We start from the raw sequence: 18700 nt of genomic DNA on the forward strand, positions 1-18700 counted from the left end.
CCATCCGGCTCCGTACCTGTCTTTGTGTCTTGAGCGCAGCCTGCTTCCCGGCTCCGCGGCACTCGCCGGCGTCATCCGCTTTTTTATCCTCGCCTTTCCTCTCGGCGGGCACTCGCTCAACCTTTTTCTCCTTCCTGCTCATGTTTACAGTGGGCACAGCGGTGTCCGGCCTCATGCACGGCGCGTTCCGCCGCCTTAAGGATATTTTGATACCCGGTGCAGCGGCAGAAATGGCCGGACAGTTCCCTTTTTATCTCTTCCCGGCTATATTCTTTGCCGTTCTCGACCATAGCGGTCGTCGAAAGCACTAAACCCGGGGTGCAAAATCCGCATTGAATCGCCCCCTCTTCCACAAACGCCTCCTGAACCGGGCTCAGCTTGCCGTTGACGGCAAGTCCCTCAACAGTCCTGATCTCCTTGCCATCCGCCCAGACGGCGAGATAAATACAGGAATCAATGGGGGTGCCGTCGATGAGCACCGTGCAGGCTCCGCACTCTCCGACCCCGCAGCCCTTCTTGACCCCGGTATAGCCCAAACGCTCTCTCAACACCTCGAGCAGAGACTCCCTAATATCCACGTGCAAAGTCAATGCCTTGCCGTTCACTGTGAGAGATATCTGGCGTAATACCTTTTCCGGAACCATCCTTTTATCCGACATTCTCTTTACCTCGGACATTCTCTCTGCCTCGGACATTCTTTCTGCCTCCGGCATTTCCTCTGCCTCGGGCATGCTCTTAACCTCAGACATGTTCTTCACCTCCGGCCGTCCGCATTGCCTCTTTCAGCGCCCTGGGGACCAGTTCCGCCACCAGATGTTCCCGGTACTCTTTAGAAGCCCGCCAGGACGTCCGGGCCTTGGCCGACCTGACCGCTAACTTGCCGATTTCCTCCAGAGTCTCGTCAGAGCCGGTTTTTCCTTCCGCAAAGGCCTCCGCTTCCGGGCAGCGGACGGGAGTCGGGGCGGCGACCCCCAAAGCGATCCTCACTCCGCTTAAGACCCCCCCGGCCTCAACCCGGCAAAGTACGCTTACCCCTAAAGTGGCGATATCCATCGCCTTACGCATAGCAAATTTAATATAATGTCCATGATAGCCCAGGTAGTCCTGCGGGCGAACTATGATCCCAATCAGAAGTTCTCCGGGCCGCAGATCCACCTTGCCGGGACCGAGATAAAATTCCCTTAGCGGCACTTTTCTCTCACCCCCAGCACTTTGCAGCCTCAACTCGGCGTTGAGCGCCAACAGAGTGGGAGCACTGTCGGCTGACACCGCGCCGTTGCAGATATTGCCGCCGATAGTCGCGATGTTGCGAATTTGCGGCCCTCCCATCGAGACAGCCGCCTGGATCAAAACAGGAATCGCTTTTTGCAAAAGCGGATCCCCGGCGATTTGCGCGAACGTAGTCAGGGGCCCTAGGAAGATCGCCCCGTCCGCGGTGCGCTTAATTCCAGTCAGTTCTGCCAGGCCGCGGATGCTGAAAAGCTCTGCTTCTCCCATCTTCCCGTTTTGCATCTTGATCAGGACATCCGTCCCCCCGGCAATGACTTTCGCTGCCGGATGGCCGGATAAGAACGCCAAAGCCTCGTCCAGACTGCCGGCCTCATCATACTTAGCAATATTAAACAAGTAGCTGACCCCCTTTTCCTAACCCACGATTCCGGATTCCCGCAGCTTTTCAAATACCCTTTGGGGATTCATCGGCAAACGGTTGAAAGCTACGCCGGTCGCGTCCAACACCGCGTTGCGAATGGCGGGAGCCGGAGTAATGGCGGGTGGTTCGCCTAAAGACTTCACTCCGAAAGGTCCCGTCGGATCATCAAGTTCAACAAAAGCGGCTCCTATCTCCGGGGTATCCATAATGGTGGGCAATTTATAATCCAACAGATTGTTGTTGAGCACCCGGCCCGTCTTCTCATCGTAGAGCAGCTGTTCAGACAGCGCATAACCGATACCCATGCTCACACCGCCGTGAACTTGTCCCTCGGCCAGCTGCGGATTGATGATCCGGCCTGAATCATGCACATTGTAAATCTCCAAAACTTCCACCTTGCCCGTCTTCAGGTCAACCTCAACTTCGGCAAAGGTCACCCCGTAAGACATGGCATTGACGCGTGCGTTGCTGCTCGTATCACTCGTGATCGGGTGAGCAAAAACCGGATCATAGTATGTCTGGAGGGCCACCTCCGCCAAAGGCATCAAAACCTCGCCGGAATGTTTGTAGACCACATTCTGCCCTTTCAGATCGAGCATTCCGGCCGGAGTGTCAGTCATACCCCAGACAAAATCCAAGATTTTGGCTTTCACCTCTTCCGCCGCTTTCTTGACTGCCATCCCGCTGATATAAGTCTGCCGAGAAGCGTAGGCCCCGGTATCGAAAGGACTGACATCCGTATCCTGAGTCGAAATCACGTGCACCATAGCCAGAGGCAGACCCAAAACTTCCGCTGCCATCTGACCGAACACCGTATCGCTGCCCTGCCCTATTTCGGTAGCTCCCACTTGCAATTGGACCGAACCGTCCTGGTTGAGCACGATCCGCGCTCCCGCTATCTCCAGGTTCACGGGGTGAGTTCCGGATTGATAACTGAAACAGGCCATACCCAGCCCCCGGCGTTTATCTCCGCTCTGGTTCTTATACAACTTTTTCTTCTGATCCCACTTTATCATTTCCCGGCCTTTGTCAACACATTCGCGGATACCGCAAGACAGCACCTTATTCTTTCCGATCGGGTCGACAAAACCGGTTTCCACGAAGTTCATTTTGTGCAGGGCGATCGGGTCCAGACCGAGGCCCCGGGCAATATCCTCCATGTGACACTCAAAAGCGTAGAAGATCTGCGGCGTCCCGTAACCGCGCATGGCCCCGGCCACGGGCAGATTGGTATAAACGGTCACCGGTTCATATTTGAGGGCGTCTACCTGATAAAGGTAACGGAATTTGCCGCCGCCGCTGCTGGCAATCGAGTGCCCGTGGGAAGCATAAGCCCCCGTATTGGAGATCGCCTCGATCCGGATACCGGTTATTTTTCCGTCCCGCTTTACCCCCGTCTTAATCCGGTACTTAATCGCGTGCCGGGTCCGGGTATCAATCATACACTCCTCCCGGGACAGCTCCAGGCGCACCGGCCTTCCCCCCACCGCCAGGGTCATCGCCGCGGCCAAAGGTTCCACACAGACATCCTGCTTGTTACCAAATCCCCCGCCGATGCAGGGTTTCAAGACCCGAACCTTGCCCCAGGGTATTCCCAAAGCCTGGGCCACAATCCGGCGTACAATATGCGGAATCTGAGTCGAAGTCGTGATCACGATCCGGCCGTTTTCATCCACCTGGGCCGTGGCAATCTGATTTTCCAGCTGGCAGTGCTGGACTACGCTCGTCTGGTATTCCCCTTCAAAGATCCGGTCCGCCTCCGCAAAAGCCTGATCCAGATCGCCGAATTCATAGCCGAAAGTCGACAGGATATTGCGTTTCGCCTCGTGAATCAGAGGGGCGTCTTCCCGCATGGCCGCTTCGGGGGAAGTTAAAACTTCCAGAGGTTCATATTCTACCTCGATCAGTTGCAGGGCCTTTTCCGCGATGAGTTCACTTTCAGCCACCACGGCTGCCACCGCATCCCCGACAAAACGGGCCTTATCCGTCAAAATCAAGCGGTCCTCCTTGTCTCTGTGCCCGGGGTCCAAAGAATAGGGATGCCCTGCCGTCGAGAATTTTAGGTGGGGGACATCCGCGTAAGTGAGCACCGCCTCCACTCCGGGCAGAGCTCTCGCCTGCTCGCTGTGAATTTGACGCACCCAAGCATGGGCATAGGGACTGCGCAAGATTTTCCCCACCAGCATATCCCTCTCGCGGAAATCAGCGGTGTATTTCGCTTTGCCGGTCACCTTAGCCACCGCGTCCACTCTTATTTCTCTCTGTCCCACCGTATTGTAGGCCATTTTCTTCGCCTCCGTCGCTTCCGCCTTCTACCGTAAACCTGTAACCAAAACCGGAAAACCCCTCGTTTCATCCATACCCCTTGTTTTATCTCCCCGCCGGCCGTGCTCCGAACGGCTCTGCCATCCAAAACGCGTTGCCGATTGACTTTCCGGGTGTCAATTTATCCTCACGCTTGCATTTTTCCTCACGCTTGCAAGTGAAGACTTCCTCGCTGCGACTTTTGTGAACCGCGGGAATGGTTTAACCTTTTGTTTGATGCAAATATTGTGCCAACTTCCTCTTTTTCTCCGGGGGAACCCTCAGGACAGCCTTCCCGTGGCCGCCGGGCCTTGTCTTTTCCGGGTATCCTCCTTTGGCCGCGCCTCCGCTCCCTCCGGCCGCTCTCTCAGATCTTGCGATTCCGATTTCAAATTGAGAATCCGGTCCGCCGACAAGGCCAGCTCCATGAGGCCCCGCCCGTTTGGCCTGGGAGCAACAAAAAATTTAAAGCGCTGCTTGTCTTCCACTCTTTCGATAATCGGCGTAATATAATAGGGAATTTCCCCCGCCGCCACCCGCCGAAACTGGTCGTTCAGCGGAAAAATCGAGCTTCCTTCGATAGATTTCTGGGTCGCTAAGGAAAAGATCCCTTCCCGATCTGTTAAGTAAATGTCATCCACATCCAGTTCCCGTTTTAACCGTTCCAGATCCTCGCGGGTGATCTCTTTTTCCGTGTCATAAGCCCGGAAGCGTTTGCCCCGGGTCACAAGAGTCTGGTTCAGGGCCTTTTCCGCAACCCATTGCTGCAATTCATTGGCGGACTCCGTCAGTTCGGCCAAAACCGTCCCGTTCCTTTCCAAAACCCGGCTCTGCTCCTCCATCGCTGCGGACACCTCCTCGGCACTGGCGGCCGTCGCCTGAGTCACGGCCGCGATTTCCTCGCCTTGCGCCTGCATGTCCAGGGCACTCCGGCTTATGTTTTGCACGGCGGAAACGATGATTTCAACCTTCCCGCTCATGGTCCGCACAGCTCCCGCCACCCCGTCAAAAATCCCGGTCGCTTGGCCTACTGCTTTCACACTTTCCCGCAGATGCTCGGACAAAGCATTTTCTGACTTAGCGACCCGCTCTATGCCCTCGGTAATCCCCCCCAGGTTATTGCGTATCTCCTGGACGTGTTGGGTGGATTGCTCGGCCAGCTTTTTAACTTCCTCCGCCACGACAGAAAACCCGCGGCCCGCCTCCCCCGCGCGAGCCGCTTCAATCGCCGCGTTTAAAGCCAGTAAGGAAGTCTGGCCCGCGATCCCCTCGATCAGCTTCAGCACACCTCCGATCCCTTCGGACTCGCTGCTGAGACGCTCCACCGCTTCGTGCGTCTTATCCGCGTTTTCTCGCATAAAGCCCATCGTTTCCGTCAACAGGCGGGTGGTCTCGACCCCTCTTGCCGACGATTTTCGTGCTTCCTCTGCCTCCCGAGCCAGCTCCCCCGCTTGCTCCCGCGCCTTACCCGCGTCCTCACCGAGTGAAGCGACCAAGCGGTGGATCTCTTCTGCCAAAACCGCCTGGCGACTATTCTGTTCCGCGATTTGGGTCACACTGGCCGTAACCTCCTCAGTCCCCGCTTGGGTTTCCAAAAAGGCTTGGAAAATCTCATCCGCCGTGGCGTGCACTCTCACTGACAATCCGACCGCTGAGCCCAAGAAGAGGTGAATACTCTCCTGGACTTTCGCTATGGCCGTCAGCAAGCTCTGAAAAAAGCCCGAGTTTTGCGGAACTTCTTGGAAATAATCGCCCAGCGCGATTTCCCTGGCGACCCTGTCAGAGGCCAGCAAAGGCCGGATGACGCTCTTCCAGACCAGAAGGAAGACAACTCCCCCTTCAATGAGAACCTCCAGAACCTCCAACGGAATCCGGTAGTAAGACATCTTCCCGGCGACCCCCAGCAGCGCTTGGAATCCCCCTTGAATAAAGGAAAAAATGAGCAAGATGGCGATCATCAGCCGCGCCAACTTCGTTTTCAACAGAATACCTCCTTTTGCGGCGTCGTCTGCCCGGGCGAAACCCTACACCGGATCGTTTCGCTCCGCAACAGATAATGGCAAGTTTTGTGCCAGGGTCCAAAACGCCTTCGAGCGCACTTCCGGCAGTACGGCCAGCCGTTTTTCTCTATAAATCCCTCCTTTCCGGGTCTCATATTGATACTAGGTTCCTACTTTGATACCCGTTTTTACCCGCGCCGGCACGCTCTTTCCCTCAGCCGATTTACAAGCTATATTAGTTATCGTCCGCGCTTGCCCTTCGCTTAATCACGGCGTTTATTTTTTTCTTCCGAACCTTTCCCAACCGGTTTTGCGCAATACTTTTTTCCTTAGTAGGACCGGCTTTCCGGGACGAACTAAACAGACCTTACAACTTTACTGCTCCGCATCATAACTTCCTCATACCGGGGCCATTTTTTGCAGGGGCTATTTTGCAGGGGCTATTTTGCAGATCTGGCAGCTTTCGTGTCTTGTCGAATGACCTGATTCCCTGTAGAATAAAATATGGCAAAAAAAATTCAACCACATTCAGGAGGGCATTATGTCTGTACCGCAGCCGTCTCCCCAACCCGGGAAATCTTCGTTGTTCAAAGGCCTCTACCTAAAGATTCTTCTTATCGTGATCATTGTCTTGGCTATTGTGGGAGCGGGCTTTGCCCAGCTCAACCGCCCCTACCCGCCGGTGGCCGCGGCACCCGTCACAGCGGGCACTGTTTTGCCCGGCAAATTTTCCGTCACTTTCCCCGCGCAGGGGGAAGCCGCTGTCGGAACCGAGAATTTAGGCGTCGTCGCTTCCTCGCCTGATCAAGCCTCGGTCGCTATCGCCAGCGTGGCCAAAATCATGACCGCCTATCTGGTCCTGAAGGCCCATCCTTTGCAGCCGGGGGAAAGCGGACCCGTCCTGACAATGACGGCCCAAGATGTAGCTGACTATCAGCAGGGCCTTCAGAACAATTATTCTGTCCTTAAAGTTACTCAGGGAGAACAATTGACGGAGAGACAACTCCTCGAGGGTCTCCTCCTCCCTTCCGGCGACAACATCGCGGATACTTTGGCCCGTTGGGTCTCGGGATCGGATTCAGCTTTCGTGGCGAAGATGAACGAAACCGCTAAATCCCTGAAGATGACATCCACTCACTACGCCGATGCCAGCGGAGTCAGTCCGGCCACTGTGAGCAGCGCGGTGGACCAAATCAAATTGGCCCAAGCAGCGATGCAGGACCGCGCTTTCCGCTCGATCGTCGCCATGCCTCAAGCCATCCTTCCCGTGGCCGGCAAGGTCTTTAACGTGGACGGAATGCTGGGTAAACACGGCATCGTCGGCATCAAGACCGGCTCCACCTCAGAGGCCGGCGGCTGCTTCATCTCGGCCACACCCGTGGTTGACGGGAGCAGCACCCACTACATCATCGGCGCAGTCCTGGGCCAAAAAACCGCTCTATCCTTGCAAAGTGCCTTCGACGCTACCGTGCAAATGCTCGATCAAGTACGTCCCGAGTTCAAATCCTACACCCTGCCTCAGCCTGCCGGGGGCTTTGCTCAAATCTCCACAGCCTGGCATGCGCAAAGCCCTTTGAAGACCACCCAGCCGGTGCAGGTTTTCGGCTATCCCGGCCTCAAAGTTCAGTACAGCACCCAGCTGCTTCACAGTCAACTCCCGCTGGCAGTCGGCGATCAAGCCGCGAACTTAAAAGTGCAGGCAGGCAGCCAGGTCCAGACCATTCCCCTGCGTACGGTTCAGAAAGTCACGCCGCCGGGATTGCTCTGGAAACTGTTCCGGCTCTAAACGCGGCATGATAGATGCCTGAGCGCGCACGACACGGAAATACCCCTGCAAGCAAAAAGCCTCTGCTTTCAGATAGGATGACCAAGAGGCTTAGCCGCATACCTCCGGCTTTCGCCATGGGGAGATTCAGAGTAAGAAAACTCGGCTGGCACCAAGCTAAGAAAAAGCCGGAAAGAAAATTCTTTCCGGCTTTTTTCCGTTGACGGGATCAGCAGCTCGGTCCCTATATCTTGTTCATCTCTTGTACCGTCCCCCAATACAAGACTTACTATACGGGATCTACTATACGGGATCTACTATTCAGGACCTTCTTTACAGGACCTCCTATGCATTTCTTCCCGTAGTCATGCGGCTTTCTCCTTCCTCACTCTGTCTTGCATTCTGCCACAGGCTCGTCCTGCCTCAGGCTCCAAGCTCAGGTGCCGGATGCAGATCCCGGACGCGTATTCTCGGCCTGGCAGCAAGCACTGCCAGGGCGAGGGAGAAAAGTCCGAAACCTGCCAGGACCATGAGGTCGGTCCCGAGCGGGATCACCGAACTTCCCGAGATAATCTGTCTCAACCCGGCCGTCGCGTAGGTCATCGGCAGGAAGGGGGAGATCACCCGGAAGAACTTCGGCACCAGTTCCAAGGGGAAAGTTCCGCCGCTGGACGTCAGCTGTAACATCAGCAGCACGATCGCGGCGAAGCGCCCGACCATACCGGCCGCTGCGACCAAGAGCTGCATGATGGCAATGAAAGTCAGACTCAGGAGAATGTTAAAACCATAAAAAGCCAGAACGTTGAGCGGATGCAGGCCGAGTACCTCAATCAAGACCAAGGAAGACACCACGGCCTGCAGTACGCCCAGGAGAGCGAAGGTCAAATACTTACCCAAGACAATATTCCAGGGTGAAACGCGGGAGGTGATCAGGCGCTTCTCCTTAATGTTAATGAGGAAGAAAAGCACCAAGGCCCCAACCCACAAAGACAAAGGAATGAAGTAAGGAGCAAAACCCGTCCCATAGGTCTGCACGGGATTCAGAGCATCTTTCACAATCCGCACCGGTTCCCCCATGTCTTTGGACACGAGCGACCGCTGTGCCGGCAAATTCTCCCGCACCTGTTTTACGCCCTTATTTAAGCCTTTCAGCAACTTTTGGCTTCCCGTCTTGGCTGTGTCGATTCCTTGGGTCAGTCCCGCGCTCCCGCTGTGCAAAGCCGTCAAACCACTTTGCAGGGAGGCGGAACCGCTTGCCGCCTGAGCCACTCCCTCGCTCACCGTCCGGGCTCCTTGGGCCAATTGCAGCGCACCTTGGTTCAAGCCCGCCAGGTGCCCGGCAAATGTTTGAAATCCCCGCTCCAGCTCTCTTAAAGCACCCGTCAGGGCATTCAAACCGCTGCTCAGCTTTTGCCCTCCGTCCACGAGCTGGGGAAAGCCCTGGGCTCCTTGGACTAAACCCGCGGAAAGCCCGGAAGCCCCGGATGTCAGTTGGCTCAAGCCCGCCGTGAGCGCGGCCGAGCCGCGGTTGGCCTCTTTAAGCCCGCTGTTCAGACCCGCCGCCCCGGTCTGCAGCCGCCCCGCCCCATTGAGGAGCCGGTCCAGGCCGCCGTTGCTCGTGCCGAGAAGCTGATCTAAGCCTGTGCTCATTTGATTGGCTCCGTTATTAAGAGCCTCCACCCCGCCGTAGACCGTCTGAGGGTTAGCCGGGGAATCATTGGTATTGTACAAGCCGGCATCCAGTTGCTGTAACCCCGTCAGGGCCGATGGCTGAGCCGGATCCGTCATAGGCCCCGTGAGCCCCGCGGCCACCTGCCCCAATCCGGCAGCGGCAGACTTGACCCCCGCCGTAATCCCGGTGGCCGGATCCGTGTTGGTGGGATCGAGAGTCGGCTGAACACTTTTCACCGCAGCGAACGCCGTCATAAAATCCTGGTTCTGGGCTAAGGCCGGGTCGGATGCCTCCATTTTCGCCAAAGACGCGGCAGCGGTCTGCAAAGCCTGGCTGTCCTGGCTCAGCCCCGCGGATGCCTGAGTCAGGCCGGAGGAAATTTGGCTCACACTCCCAGCCGCGGTTTGAATCCCCGGCATGATCCGGCCGGTCAAAGCTTGGTGCGCCGAGAGCACCGCCTGAAGGAGCTGACTCTGGGCCGAAGTCTGCGCGGCCAGCGTATTCGCTCCGTTTATAAGAGCGGGGACTCCGTTCTCAGGGTCATTCAGTTGCTGCTTCATCCGGCTTAGGCCGGAGTACACTTGGCCGGCGCCGACCTCCAGCTGGGCCGAACCGCCGAGAAGCGCCCCTGTCCCGGAGGTCAGATTCTCTGCTCCGTCATAGGCGGCGGCCGCCCCCTTCCGGATCTCCGCCGCCCCGGCGGCCGCACTGCCGATCTCCCCCCCGGCTTTGTTCAACCCACCGGCCAAACTCGCCGAACCGGCGGCCAGCTCAGCGCTCCCTTGCTGCGCCTGCTCCAGACCCGTGCCGATGGGGCTCGTCGCCGCGAACAGGGCCTGCGCCCCGTCAGCCAGGGTGACATTTCCTGCCGCCACCTGATTCGCTCCGCTCGCCGCTGACTTTAATCCCTGAGTAATCTTTCCGGCCCCTCCGGCGACCGTCTGCAGCCGCTCAGTGATCTGCGCGCTGCCGGAAGCGGCTTGTTTCAGACCCTGATTCAGGTGCTGCGCGCCATCGGCCGCTGTCCGCATCCCGCTCTGCAAATCCGCCAGATTCAGGAAAACATTGTTCAGGAAGTCCCCCGCAATTTGCCCGTTAAACTCCCCTTTCAACTTCTCCGTTACTTTGTCGCCAATCTGCGAGGCCAAAAAGTTCTTGCTCGGATTGGAGTAATAAAACAAGCGGGCCTTCGGCGGGGTCTTACCGGATTTCGGGCCCCGGGTGATGTTGAGCAGGGTCTGGGAAAAGTCCGGCGGAATGATCAAAGCCAGGTCATATTTGGCCTCTTCCACCCCGTTTTTCGCATCCGCTTCGTTGGTGAACCTCCAGCCGACACTTGAATCCCCTTTCAGCTTTTTGACTAGATCTTCCCCGGCATGAATGGTCTCACCATTGCGTACCGCCGCCCGGTCTAAGTTGACCACCGCGACCTTCAGGTGATCCAAATGGCCATAAGGGTCCCAGAAAGCCGACAAATAAAGAAAACTGTAGAGCAGCGGCATGAAGCAAAGAGCCAGCGCCGCCAGCCGGGCAAAACGGTTACGCCAGAGCCGTTTCAGTTCCATATGGGCCAAGTGAACGAACTGCATGAAAACTCACCGCCTTTCCCTCAGGCATCGCAACAATTCTGTCACAGCGAAAAGCCGTTTCCTGCCGGCGGGTTGTCAGTACGACCGTCACTTCCCGCTCTTGCAACCGCCGCAAATGCTGCCAGAGAACCCCTGTCTCCTCGGCCGTCAAGCTCAATTCGGGTTCATCTAAAAGATAAACCCCCGGTTCTCCCACGCCGGCGACAGCCAGATTGACCAAGGCTTGCTCCATCGCTCCCACCCGGTCAACCATCTGATCCCGCACGTCCTGCAAAGAAAACCTTCTCAGCACCTTGCGCACACTGTCCCCCGGATCCCGAGCCCCCACAGCCCGGGCTTGAAAGAGAAGGTTCTCCTCCACCGTCAGATTATAAAAAAGCGGATTAAAATCCCGAACAACACCTAACCCGATCATTTTGTTCGCCTTCTTCCCCTCTTTCAGCACGTCAACGTCGTCGCAGCGTACCTCCCCGCTTTTGGGCTTTAAGAGCCCGGCCAGGAGCAAGAGCAAAGCGGTTTTTCCGCTGGCGCTTCCTCCGTAGATTCCCGTTACCTGCCCCATCGGAAAAGTCAGGCTGAGTCCGGCGAACACCGTGTTCCTTCCGTCTCTCACTGTGATGTCATGACATGAAAGTACCACCCGAAAAACCCCCTTTTTTCTCTTAAAAGACATTCTTAATCACTGAGAGCCGGGAAGCTCACTTCTTCCTTCTCGTCTCTGATTTTCGCACCCCCGACTTTCTTGCCACTGACTTCGCACCCCCAACTTTCTTGTCTCTGATTTTCCTCTCCGGCCTTCTCACCTCCGGCAATCACCCTCAATTTGTGTACTGACCAGTCAGTCACCCACAGACAGTCTTTGTCTCGGATACTTCCCTCCCCAGCCTTCTCGGCTCCGGCTGTCAGTTCACCGGCTTGCTTGTTAACTAACTCGCTTGTCAACCGCCCTGCCTGTCACGGCCCGCTTGTCTCCCGCTTACTTTCCGCCGGCGCTTGGAATCAGCCCAGTTTGCGCACTGACCAGTCAGTCATCTGAGAGCTGTCACTGTCTTCCTCCTCAGCTCATCCCGTTGTGCCGGCAGCCCGAACTTACGCTTGGACCCCCACAAGTCACGCCGGTATCCGGTCCAAACCAAACTCGGACCCATGCGCAGTCTCCAGCCATCCTGTCCCCGGACCCATGCTGTTCCGGACCCACGCTGCCCCCGGACCCACGCTGTCCCCGGACCATGCTGTCCCCCAACCATGCTGTCCCCCAACCACGCTGTCCCCCAACTCATCCTGTACCCAGGCCCATCCTGTACCCGGATCCATGCTTCCGCATGCCTATCCGTAAATGCCTGTCTCATGCTGACTTTAGCTTAAGTAAGGGCTCAGGCCTAGGCTCCGACCCACGTTAAAGCCCCCGCTCACGCCCTGCCTGAGCCCTACCGGCTCTCCGTCAGAATCCCCCGCAGGGCATAATCCTGGAGTTCCCCGATGGTCGCCGCAATTTGCGCTTCCTGCTCCGCCAGCAGAAGATGCAGAGTAGCGGCAGCCGTCATGCCAAAGATCGCGCTGGAGAGCAGCGCACTGTCGGTCCGGCGCAGCTTTCCTTCCCGTATTCCCTGTTCTATCATCTCCGCCAGCAGGTGCAGGTAACGGTTCAAGGTCTCCCTGAACAGCCTCTGCCGCTCTTGTTTCCCCCAGACTTCACTGAGCAGAATCTTGGCAAACTCGGGGTGCTCATAGGAAAGGCGGGTTTGGAGCTCGATAGCTTTCCGCAACTTTGCCACCCCGTCCGGCATTTCAACGCAGGCCCGGGTTACGCTCTGGGTAAACCGTTCCACCGCGTCTTTCAGCAAGTGCAGAAACAAGTCCTCCTTGCTCTTGTAGCGGTAAAAAAGCGTCCCTTTCGCCACCTTGGCTTTAGCCGCGATCTCATCCATAGTCGCCCGCTCAAAACCCTTGGCCGCGAAAACTTCAAGGGAACTCTCCAGAATGGCCTGCTCTCTCAGATCCGGCATGACATCCGCTCCTTAAAAAACTTTCTCGAACAACTCTTTGGATTGACTGGTCAGTCATATCTTACGAGGTTTGCGAATCTTTGTCAAGCTCCGCAAAAGGCGTTCTACATCTTTTTCCTCTTCCAAGCCAATACCATGGGGCGTGCGCCCCTGTCCAGGGTAAATCCCAAGCCGTGGCGAAAGATCTCCGGGATGTAGTACTTCTCTTTGTCTTTGCGCAGCACACCTAAAATCTCCAACTGTTCGATTTCCTCTGCGGTCAGGCCAAAGACATCAGCGGTAAACGGTACCTTCCGCTGTCCGTCCTCATATCCCTTCAGTTTACTGAAAACACTTTGTATGTTGGTAAACTCCTCCTCGAATTCTGTTATTTTGTCTTTGCTGCACGGTTCAATGGCCCTGCGAATGGCCGCAGGCTGGATGAATCGATCATCATAGGAGATACTTTTTCTGCTGCCTCCCGCCGCATATTTTAGGAATCTGACCAGGTCCCGTGCTTGCAGCTGCCCATTAAAGTCAGACAAAGCGGCCAAAACCCAATTGGCCGTAATCGCTTCCTTCGACTTCTCAGACCCCAGCTTCCTTCCCCAAAGGCCTGTCAGTCGATCGGCCAGTTCATGAGGCTCCAAACGAATTATCTCTTTCGTATCTGAGGGCGGATTGAGAACATCCGCCCTCAGAGCCACCCAAAGCGCCAGCCGCAGTGCCTCATCTAAGTTCCAGGTTAGGTCAAACGGGCGATAGCGCATTTCGTACTGACTCACATTTTGCTTGATGACGGAGCGCAGAAGGTCACGCCTGATAAAGCACACCACCCCAAGGTAATTTTCCCGGAAATCTCTTAACATTTCCGGAATCTCTAACAGACCTTTCAGGGCATTTTGCTGGGCCACATCGGTCTTGGCATCCGGAAAAATATCTTCCAGTCCGTCAATCAAGACGGCAACCCTACTGGCGCGGCTCTTAAGGAATTCTTGCAGATCCTCCATGGTGATCGGGCTCCCGAATGCACATTTAATACCTAAAGACAAGCCCATTAGGTGAACCCAAAATTTTCTCCAATCAGTAACGTCCCACCCCGGCTCTTTAACCTTTGCTCGAATCGCATCCCGCATTATGGTTCTGTTCCACTCATCGGGAAATCCGAATTCCCGCCAGACCACGGTTCTTTGGTCCTCTACCATTTTCTTCGCAACGTCTTCCAGGTTGTAAGATTCTAAAAAGGGAAAGAGCCTGACCGTCCCGGTCTCTGCTTTAAATATTGAGTCAAGATGTAAATCATTCAGGAACTTCTCCCACACGCCCAGCCGAACCAGTTGCAAATACATGTACGTTTTCCCCGCCCCTTTGGAGCCAATCACCACTGCGAGGGGAATCCTGTCAGCATAACGTTGCCCCAAGCTTTGAATTGCCTGGATCGGCAAAAAATCTTCTCCTTCCCCCGATTCCGCATTTTCGAGGCGGGAACAGATTTGCTCCAGGCGATTCAGCCCCTCCTTTATCTGCTGGCGCGAGGGAGCCTTTACCGGCGGTTCAGAAGACGCGCTCGGCAGATGTCTGACAATTTCTTGGGTACATTCGTATACTGAAGTTCCTTCAAGTTTTTTCCATGAACTTTCCAAATCTCCCAGGTACAAAAGTTCTTGACCGAAATAGCTCTGCCCAATGGTCAGGCGAGGGGGCGTCGCGTCATCCTCACCCATATCCGGGTACAACGCAATCAACTCTTCCTGGATCTCGAGCAATTTCGCCGAATCTCTGAGTTCACCCGGCACCATGGAAAACAGCAGAACCGGATCGTAGACGGTCTCCGGCTCGGGTGAGGCAACCTTAGCCAATTGGGAAAGAACCAGTTTCATCCCTTCAACCGACTGCTCCGAATACGTCGTCACCAGAAAACGCAGGCAACGGGAGTCAAATAACAAAGGGGCTGTCAATTCACTGAGTCCGGCACGCAAGTCCAAAAGAATATAGTCCACCCCCAACATCCGGCCCAGCCGAAATAAAAGATCTCCCGCCAGCCAGGCGCCATGGCTGCCTCGGGTCAGATGTTCCGGGGCTACGGGCATGCGCATAAGCTGCTCCACAGTGCGAAAGGCAGGGAGGAAGAAGAATTTGGTTTTTCCCACGGAGACCGGGGCTTCCTTTATGGCGTGAACCGCCAAGCCCATCGTCAGATTGTAGTCAGGACTATCATCATATTGCGCCAGCGCCAGAAAATCCACATAGGAAAACTCCGGCGACTCACCCTTCTTCCTTACCCACCATGTTAAGCCAGGAGCTTCCACATCCGCATCCACGACCAAAACGTGAGGCCCATGGGTATTTTCACCGCTGAGTGCTTTCAACATAGCCAGCAAGTGAAGAGTTCTGCCGACCCCACCCTTAAAAGAGTAAAAAGAGTAAAGTTGGGGATCCCCCTGCGCGGGCGCAGGGGGGGAAAACGCTTCTCCTTCCAACCTTTCGGGAAAAAGGACCACTTCCCGGAATAACGGACGGAATACGCTTTCCGTCGGTACACCGGACTCTTCCAGAAAAGCCACCTGCAAAACTCTCTTTTCGGTTGGCGTTCCCTCAAGATAGATCCGATCTTCCGCCGCAGAATACCAGTCGCCAAAGCTGCGGGCCAAATCTTCTCTGACCTTTTTCTTCGCTCCCTCTTTCAAATAAATGTCCACTCCATCCGCATAGACCTGCACTTCCGCAACCTCGGAAGCCCAGTCCCCGCGTCTCAGCTTCTTCTGCAATGCCAAATCCACGTCAAACCAAGTCAACAACCGGCTCCCTGCACTCATCAAAGCTCCCTCCCAACCCAACGACATACCGCGACAAGGTCCCGCTCAATAGCTGATTCATCCTCAACCTCACAGCCGTACCGCCAGGCTTGATTGAGTTGTTCCAACCGAACTTCCCGCACATTCCCCGGCACAGTTCGCGTGTACATGCTCACCACAAGCCCGGTCCTCAGGTCCCGTAACAACCTATTTATATCATGTCCGAATGTCCTAAAAGTAGAATCGGCCAATGAGTCTTCCAGACGGTGTTCTTTGAGCCAAATGGCCTTCAAACCGCACTCAGCCGCGTAGAAGAGCAATAACAGTTGAGACTGTCTCGCTCTGAGACTGGGCACCCACTGCAAATAAACTCGGAAATGATTTCTATATGCCCTTTGAAATTCCCTTCTTGTGATGAGCAAGTGGCTCATCCTTTTCCCCCCATCATCCGCGAAAATTCGGAGTTTCCCGTCACGCTGTACGCCTATTTATGAAATTTCTGCACAAACCCGCCTAATTCCTTCAGGACTTGTCCCAGTTCCTGCTAAAATTTAATGCTGTGCCGGCACGCCCGACGACCAACCGACGTCACTACGCTGCAAAGAAATCAAAATCAGCGCGTAAACGACGTTCACTTTAAGACTCGGCGCTGAGCCAAGCGAATTCGCAGGCCTGTATCGGCTGTGCAAACGGAACGCTCCCTTGAGAAAGTTCACCGAAAAACCAGTCTCTTGCTCAAGCCCCAGCGCAAACAAAAAGGAGCTCAGCCACAAGACTAGCCCCACCTGTAAAGCCAACTGTTCATCTCAATCTTAAAACCCAAATCAACTTTTCGTTCAAAATCCCTAAAACTTCTTTAAAGCTTCCTTGACCTCAGCCGCCGTTCCCAGCGCCAAGACCTCCGTCACTCGCGCCTGGGCCTCCGCGTAGTTCAGCCTGCCCAGCAGTTCCCGCGACTCCAATACAGATATCGCGCTCATGCTGAATTCGTCGAGCCCCATGCCCAGCAGCAACGGGATCAAAGCTTGATCGCCGGCCGCCTCCCCGCACATCCCGACCCAAATCCCGAACTTGTGCCCGTTTTCAATCACCTGTCGCACCAGGCGCAAAACTGCCGGATGATAAGGGGTATACAGAGATGCAATCTTTCCATTGAGCCGATCTACCGCCGTCGTGTATTGAATCAGATCGTTGGTCCCGATGCTGAAGAAGTCCACTTCCCGAGCCAGCACGTCGGACATGACGGCGGCCGCCGGAATCTCAATCATGATTCCGACCTCCACCTCCTCACTCACGGCCACGCCCTCGCTTACCAATTCCTCTCTGACTTGCGCCAGCATCCCTTTGGCCCGGCGGACTTCCTCCAGGCTGGAAATCATGGGAAACATGATGCCGAGTTTGCCGTAGACGCTCGCGCGCAGGAGGGCGCGCAACTGGGTCTTAAACATCTCCGGCCGATCGAGACAGACCCGGATCGCCCGGTAACCCAAAAAGGGATTGCTTTCCTTCGCCAAACCCAAGTAGGGGAGTTCCTTGTCCCCGCCGACATCAAGCGTCCGGATGACCACTTCCCGGGGAGCCATCGCTTCCAGTACCTCTTTATAGGCCTGAAACTGCTCTTCCTCCCCCGGCAGATCTTCCCGGTTCAAGTAAAGAAATTCTGTCCGGAAAAGGCCAACGCCTTCCGCCCCGTTCCTGAGCGCTCCTTCGCAATCTTTCGGCGTCCCGATGTTGGCGGCCACAATGACCTTGCGCCCGTCGTGTGTCACCGTCGGCTGCCCCTTCAGAGCCTGCAGCTTTTCTTTGCGTTCCGCCTGCGCCCTTTGCTTCTCCCGGTAGGTCCCGAGCACGTCCGGCTCCGGGTTGACGATGACCTCACCGCTATTCCCGTCCAAAATCAGAGAATCCCCCGTTCGGATCAACTCCGTTCCCCGCACGGTTCCTACAATCGCCGGGATCTCCAGGGTGCGCGCCATGATAGCGCTGTGGGACGTTCTCCCTCCCACATCGGTGATAAAACCCAGCACATGCTCCGGAGCCATCGTCGCCGTGTCTGAAGGTGTGAGATCATGGGCCACGATAATACAGGGTGTGCCCAAATGAGTCAGGTCGGTCTCCGCCACCCCCATCAGGTCACGGATGATCCTGCGCCCCGTGTCCCGGATGTCGGCCGCCCGCTCGCGCAAATACTCATTGTCCATATTTTCCAACAGGTTGGCATAATACTCCACCCCGTCCCGCAGAGCAGCTTCTGCCGTCAAACCCTCTTTCAGCTTCTCACGTACCAGCGAGAGTAATTCTTCATCTTCCGTAATCAGAATCTGAGCATCGAGTATTTGGGCCTTGTTCCCGAGGCGCGCCTCGGCGCCGGCCCGGATCTTTTCCAGCTGCCGGCGGGCTGAGCTCAAGCTCCGGCTCAGACGCTCATTTTCCTCCCCCGCCGTCAAACGGCTCCGTTCCGGCAAAACCGACGGCACATCTTTAAGCACCAGCGCCTCGCCGATCGCGATTCCGGGCGAAACCCCTATTCCTTGCATTTCCGCTTCTCCCCTCTCCCGTCGAACTCTAAACTCCTGTGACGGGTATAAAACGCTGCATTCAAAAGATCACCTGAATCTTCACCTATTCTACGAATGAATTCAACAGATCAATCAACTCCTGTGCCGCCTGTTCTTCATCCTCCCCTTCTGTAGTTAGGCGAATTCTGGAACCTTTATTGGCGCCCAAGCTCAAAATACCTAATATACTTTTGGCATCCACTGACCTGCCCTCTTTCTCAATGGTGATCTTGCTCTTAAACTTAGAAGCGTTCTCAACAAGATTCGAAGCGGGTCGGGCATGTAATCCCGTACTGTTGGTAATTTCCAAATGTTTCTCAATCACGATCTAATCCCCCCCCACATCGTTGACCATTTGCTACTCTCCGGTAAACATGGATA

13 protein-coding genes are annotated in these 18700 nt (G+C 55.7%); 1 reads left to right on the forward strand and 12 read right to left on the reverse strand.

The window, feature by feature from the left end:
* Positions 1 to 116 precede the first annotated feature (116 nt).
* The 4 genes from xdhC to MNU25_RS17755 form a co-directional block, all read right to left on the reverse strand.
* Positions 117 to 644 (reverse strand): xanthine dehydrogenase subunit XdhC, encoded by a 528-nt coding sequence (gene xdhC / locus MNU25_RS17740; RefSeq protein WP_240986908.1) that lies wholly within the window; start codon positions 642 to 644, stop codon positions 117 to 119.
* 97 nt (positions 645 to 741) lie between these two features.
* The gene (xdhB, locus tag MNU25_RS17745; protein WP_240986283.1) at positions 742 to 1626 is read right to left on the reverse strand and encodes a xanthine dehydrogenase subunit XdhB; all 885 of its coding nucleotides are present in this window, start codon (positions 1624 to 1626) and stop codon (positions 742 to 744) included.
* A gap of 18 nt (positions 1627 to 1644) precedes the next feature.
* Positions 1645 to 3936, reverse strand: a complete 2292-nt coding sequence (gene xdhA, locus MNU25_RS17750) for a xanthine dehydrogenase molybdenum-binding subunit XdhA (protein ID WP_240986284.1) — start codon at positions 3934 to 3936, stop codon at positions 1645 to 1647.
* A gap of 300 nt (positions 3937 to 4236) precedes the next feature.
* Entirely contained in the window at positions 4237 to 5937 is a 1701-nt protein-coding gene (locus MNU25_RS17755; RefSeq protein ID WP_240986285.1) for a methyl-accepting chemotaxis protein, read from the reverse strand.
* A 559-nt stretch (positions 5938 to 6496) separates the two neighbouring features.
* On the opposite strand from MNU25_RS17755, the gene MNU25_RS17760 reads away from it, so the two are divergent.
* Complete coding sequence (locus tag MNU25_RS17760; protein WP_240986286.1) at positions 6497 to 7741, forward strand: D-alanyl-D-alanine carboxypeptidase family protein; 1245 nt, start codon at positions 6497 to 6499, stop codon at positions 7739 to 7741.
* A 402-nt stretch (positions 7742 to 8143) separates the two neighbouring features.
* Here MNU25_RS17760 and MNU25_RS17765 read toward each other — a convergent pair whose 3' ends face one another.
* The 8 genes from MNU25_RS17765 to MNU25_RS17800 all read right to left on the reverse strand — a co-directional run bounded on the left by MNU25_RS17765 (position 8144) and on the right by MNU25_RS17800 (position 18644).
* Positions 8144 to 10981: a YhgE/Pip domain-containing protein gene (locus MNU25_RS17765; protein ID WP_240986287.1), complete on the reverse strand. Its 2838-nt coding sequence runs from the start codon at positions 10979 to 10981 to the stop codon at positions 8144 to 8146.
* Positions 10932 to 11621, reverse strand: coding sequence for an ABC transporter ATP-binding protein (locus tag MNU25_RS17770; RefSeq protein WP_240986288.1), 690 nt, complete (start codon positions 11619 to 11621; stop codon positions 10932 to 10934). Before MNU25_RS17770 ends, MNU25_RS17765 begins: the two co-directional genes overlap by 50 nt.
* 35 nt (positions 11622 to 11656) lie before the next feature.
* Positions 11657 to 11923: a hypothetical protein gene (locus tag MNU25_RS17775; protein ID WP_240986289.1), complete on the reverse strand. Its 267-nt coding sequence runs from the start codon at positions 11921 to 11923 to the stop codon at positions 11657 to 11659.
* A gap of 168 nt (positions 11924 to 12091) precedes the next feature.
* Positions 12092 to 12295, reverse strand: coding sequence for a hypothetical protein (locus MNU25_RS17780; protein ID WP_240986290.1), 204 nt, complete (start codon positions 12293 to 12295; stop codon positions 12092 to 12094).
* Positions 12296 to 12408: 113 nt separating this feature from the next.
* A complete protein-coding gene (locus tag MNU25_RS17785; RefSeq protein WP_240986291.1) occupies positions 12409 to 12987 on the reverse strand; it encodes a TetR/AcrR family transcriptional regulator in 579 nt (192 codons plus the stop codon).
* A gap of 104 nt (positions 12988 to 13091) precedes the next feature.
* A complete protein-coding gene (locus tag MNU25_RS17790) occupies positions 13092 to 15782 on the reverse strand; it encodes a KGGVGR-motif variant AAA ATPase (protein ID WP_240986292.1) in 2691 nt (896 codons plus the stop codon).
* A gap of 824 nt (positions 15783 to 16606) precedes the next feature.
* Positions 16607 to 18298: a phosphoenolpyruvate--protein phosphotransferase gene (gene ptsP / locus MNU25_RS17795; RefSeq protein ID WP_240986293.1), complete on the reverse strand. Its 1692-nt coding sequence runs from the start codon at positions 18296 to 18298 to the stop codon at positions 16607 to 16609.
* Positions 18299 to 18383: 85 nt separating this feature from the next.
* A complete protein-coding gene (locus tag MNU25_RS17800) occupies positions 18384 to 18644 on the reverse strand; it encodes an HPr family phosphocarrier protein (protein WP_240986294.1) in 261 nt (86 codons plus the stop codon).
* Positions 18645 to 18700: the final 56 nt, after the last annotated feature.

Origin of the sequence: Acididesulfobacillus acetoxydans, assembly GCF_902729405.1 — a bacterium.
In the GTDB taxonomy this organism is placed as follows: Bacteria; Bacillota; Desulfitobacteriia; order Desulfitobacteriales; family Desulfitobacteriaceae; genus Acididesulfobacillus; species Acididesulfobacillus acetoxydans.

What these genes read in the sequence shown, in the direction of transcription:
- xdhC (WP_240986908.1), bottom strand. Translation starts at nt 644, where the DNA reads ATGGTTCCGGAAAAGGTATTACGCCAGATATCTCTCACAGTGAACGGC.
- xdhA (WP_240986284.1), bottom strand. Translation starts at nt 3,936, where the DNA reads ATGGCCTACAATACGGTGGGACAGAGAGAAATAAGAGTGGACGCGGTG.
- MNU25_RS17760 (WP_240986286.1), top strand. Translation starts at nt 6,497, where the DNA reads ATGTCTGTACCGCAGCCGTCTCCCCAACCCGGGAAATCTTCGTTGTTC.
- MNU25_RS17765 (WP_240986287.1), bottom strand. Translation starts at nt 10,981, where the DNA reads ATGCAGTTCGTTCACTTGGCCCATATGGAACTGAAACGGCTCTGGCGT.
- MNU25_RS17780 (WP_240986290.1), bottom strand. Translation starts at nt 12,295, where the DNA reads ATGGATCCGGGTACAGGATGGGCCTGGGTACAGGATGAGTTGGGGGAC.
- MNU25_RS17785 (WP_240986291.1), bottom strand. Translation starts at nt 12,987, where the DNA reads ATGCCGGATCTGAGAGAGCAGGCCATTCTGGAGAGTTCCCTTGAAGTT.
- MNU25_RS17790 (WP_240986292.1), bottom strand. Translation starts at nt 15,782, where the DNA reads ATGAGTGCAGGGAGCCGGTTGTTGACTTGGTTTGACGTGGATTTGGCA.
- ptsP (WP_240986293.1), bottom strand. Translation starts at nt 18,298, where the DNA reads ATGCAAGGAATAGGGGTTTCGCCCGGAATCGCGATCGGCGAGGCGCTG.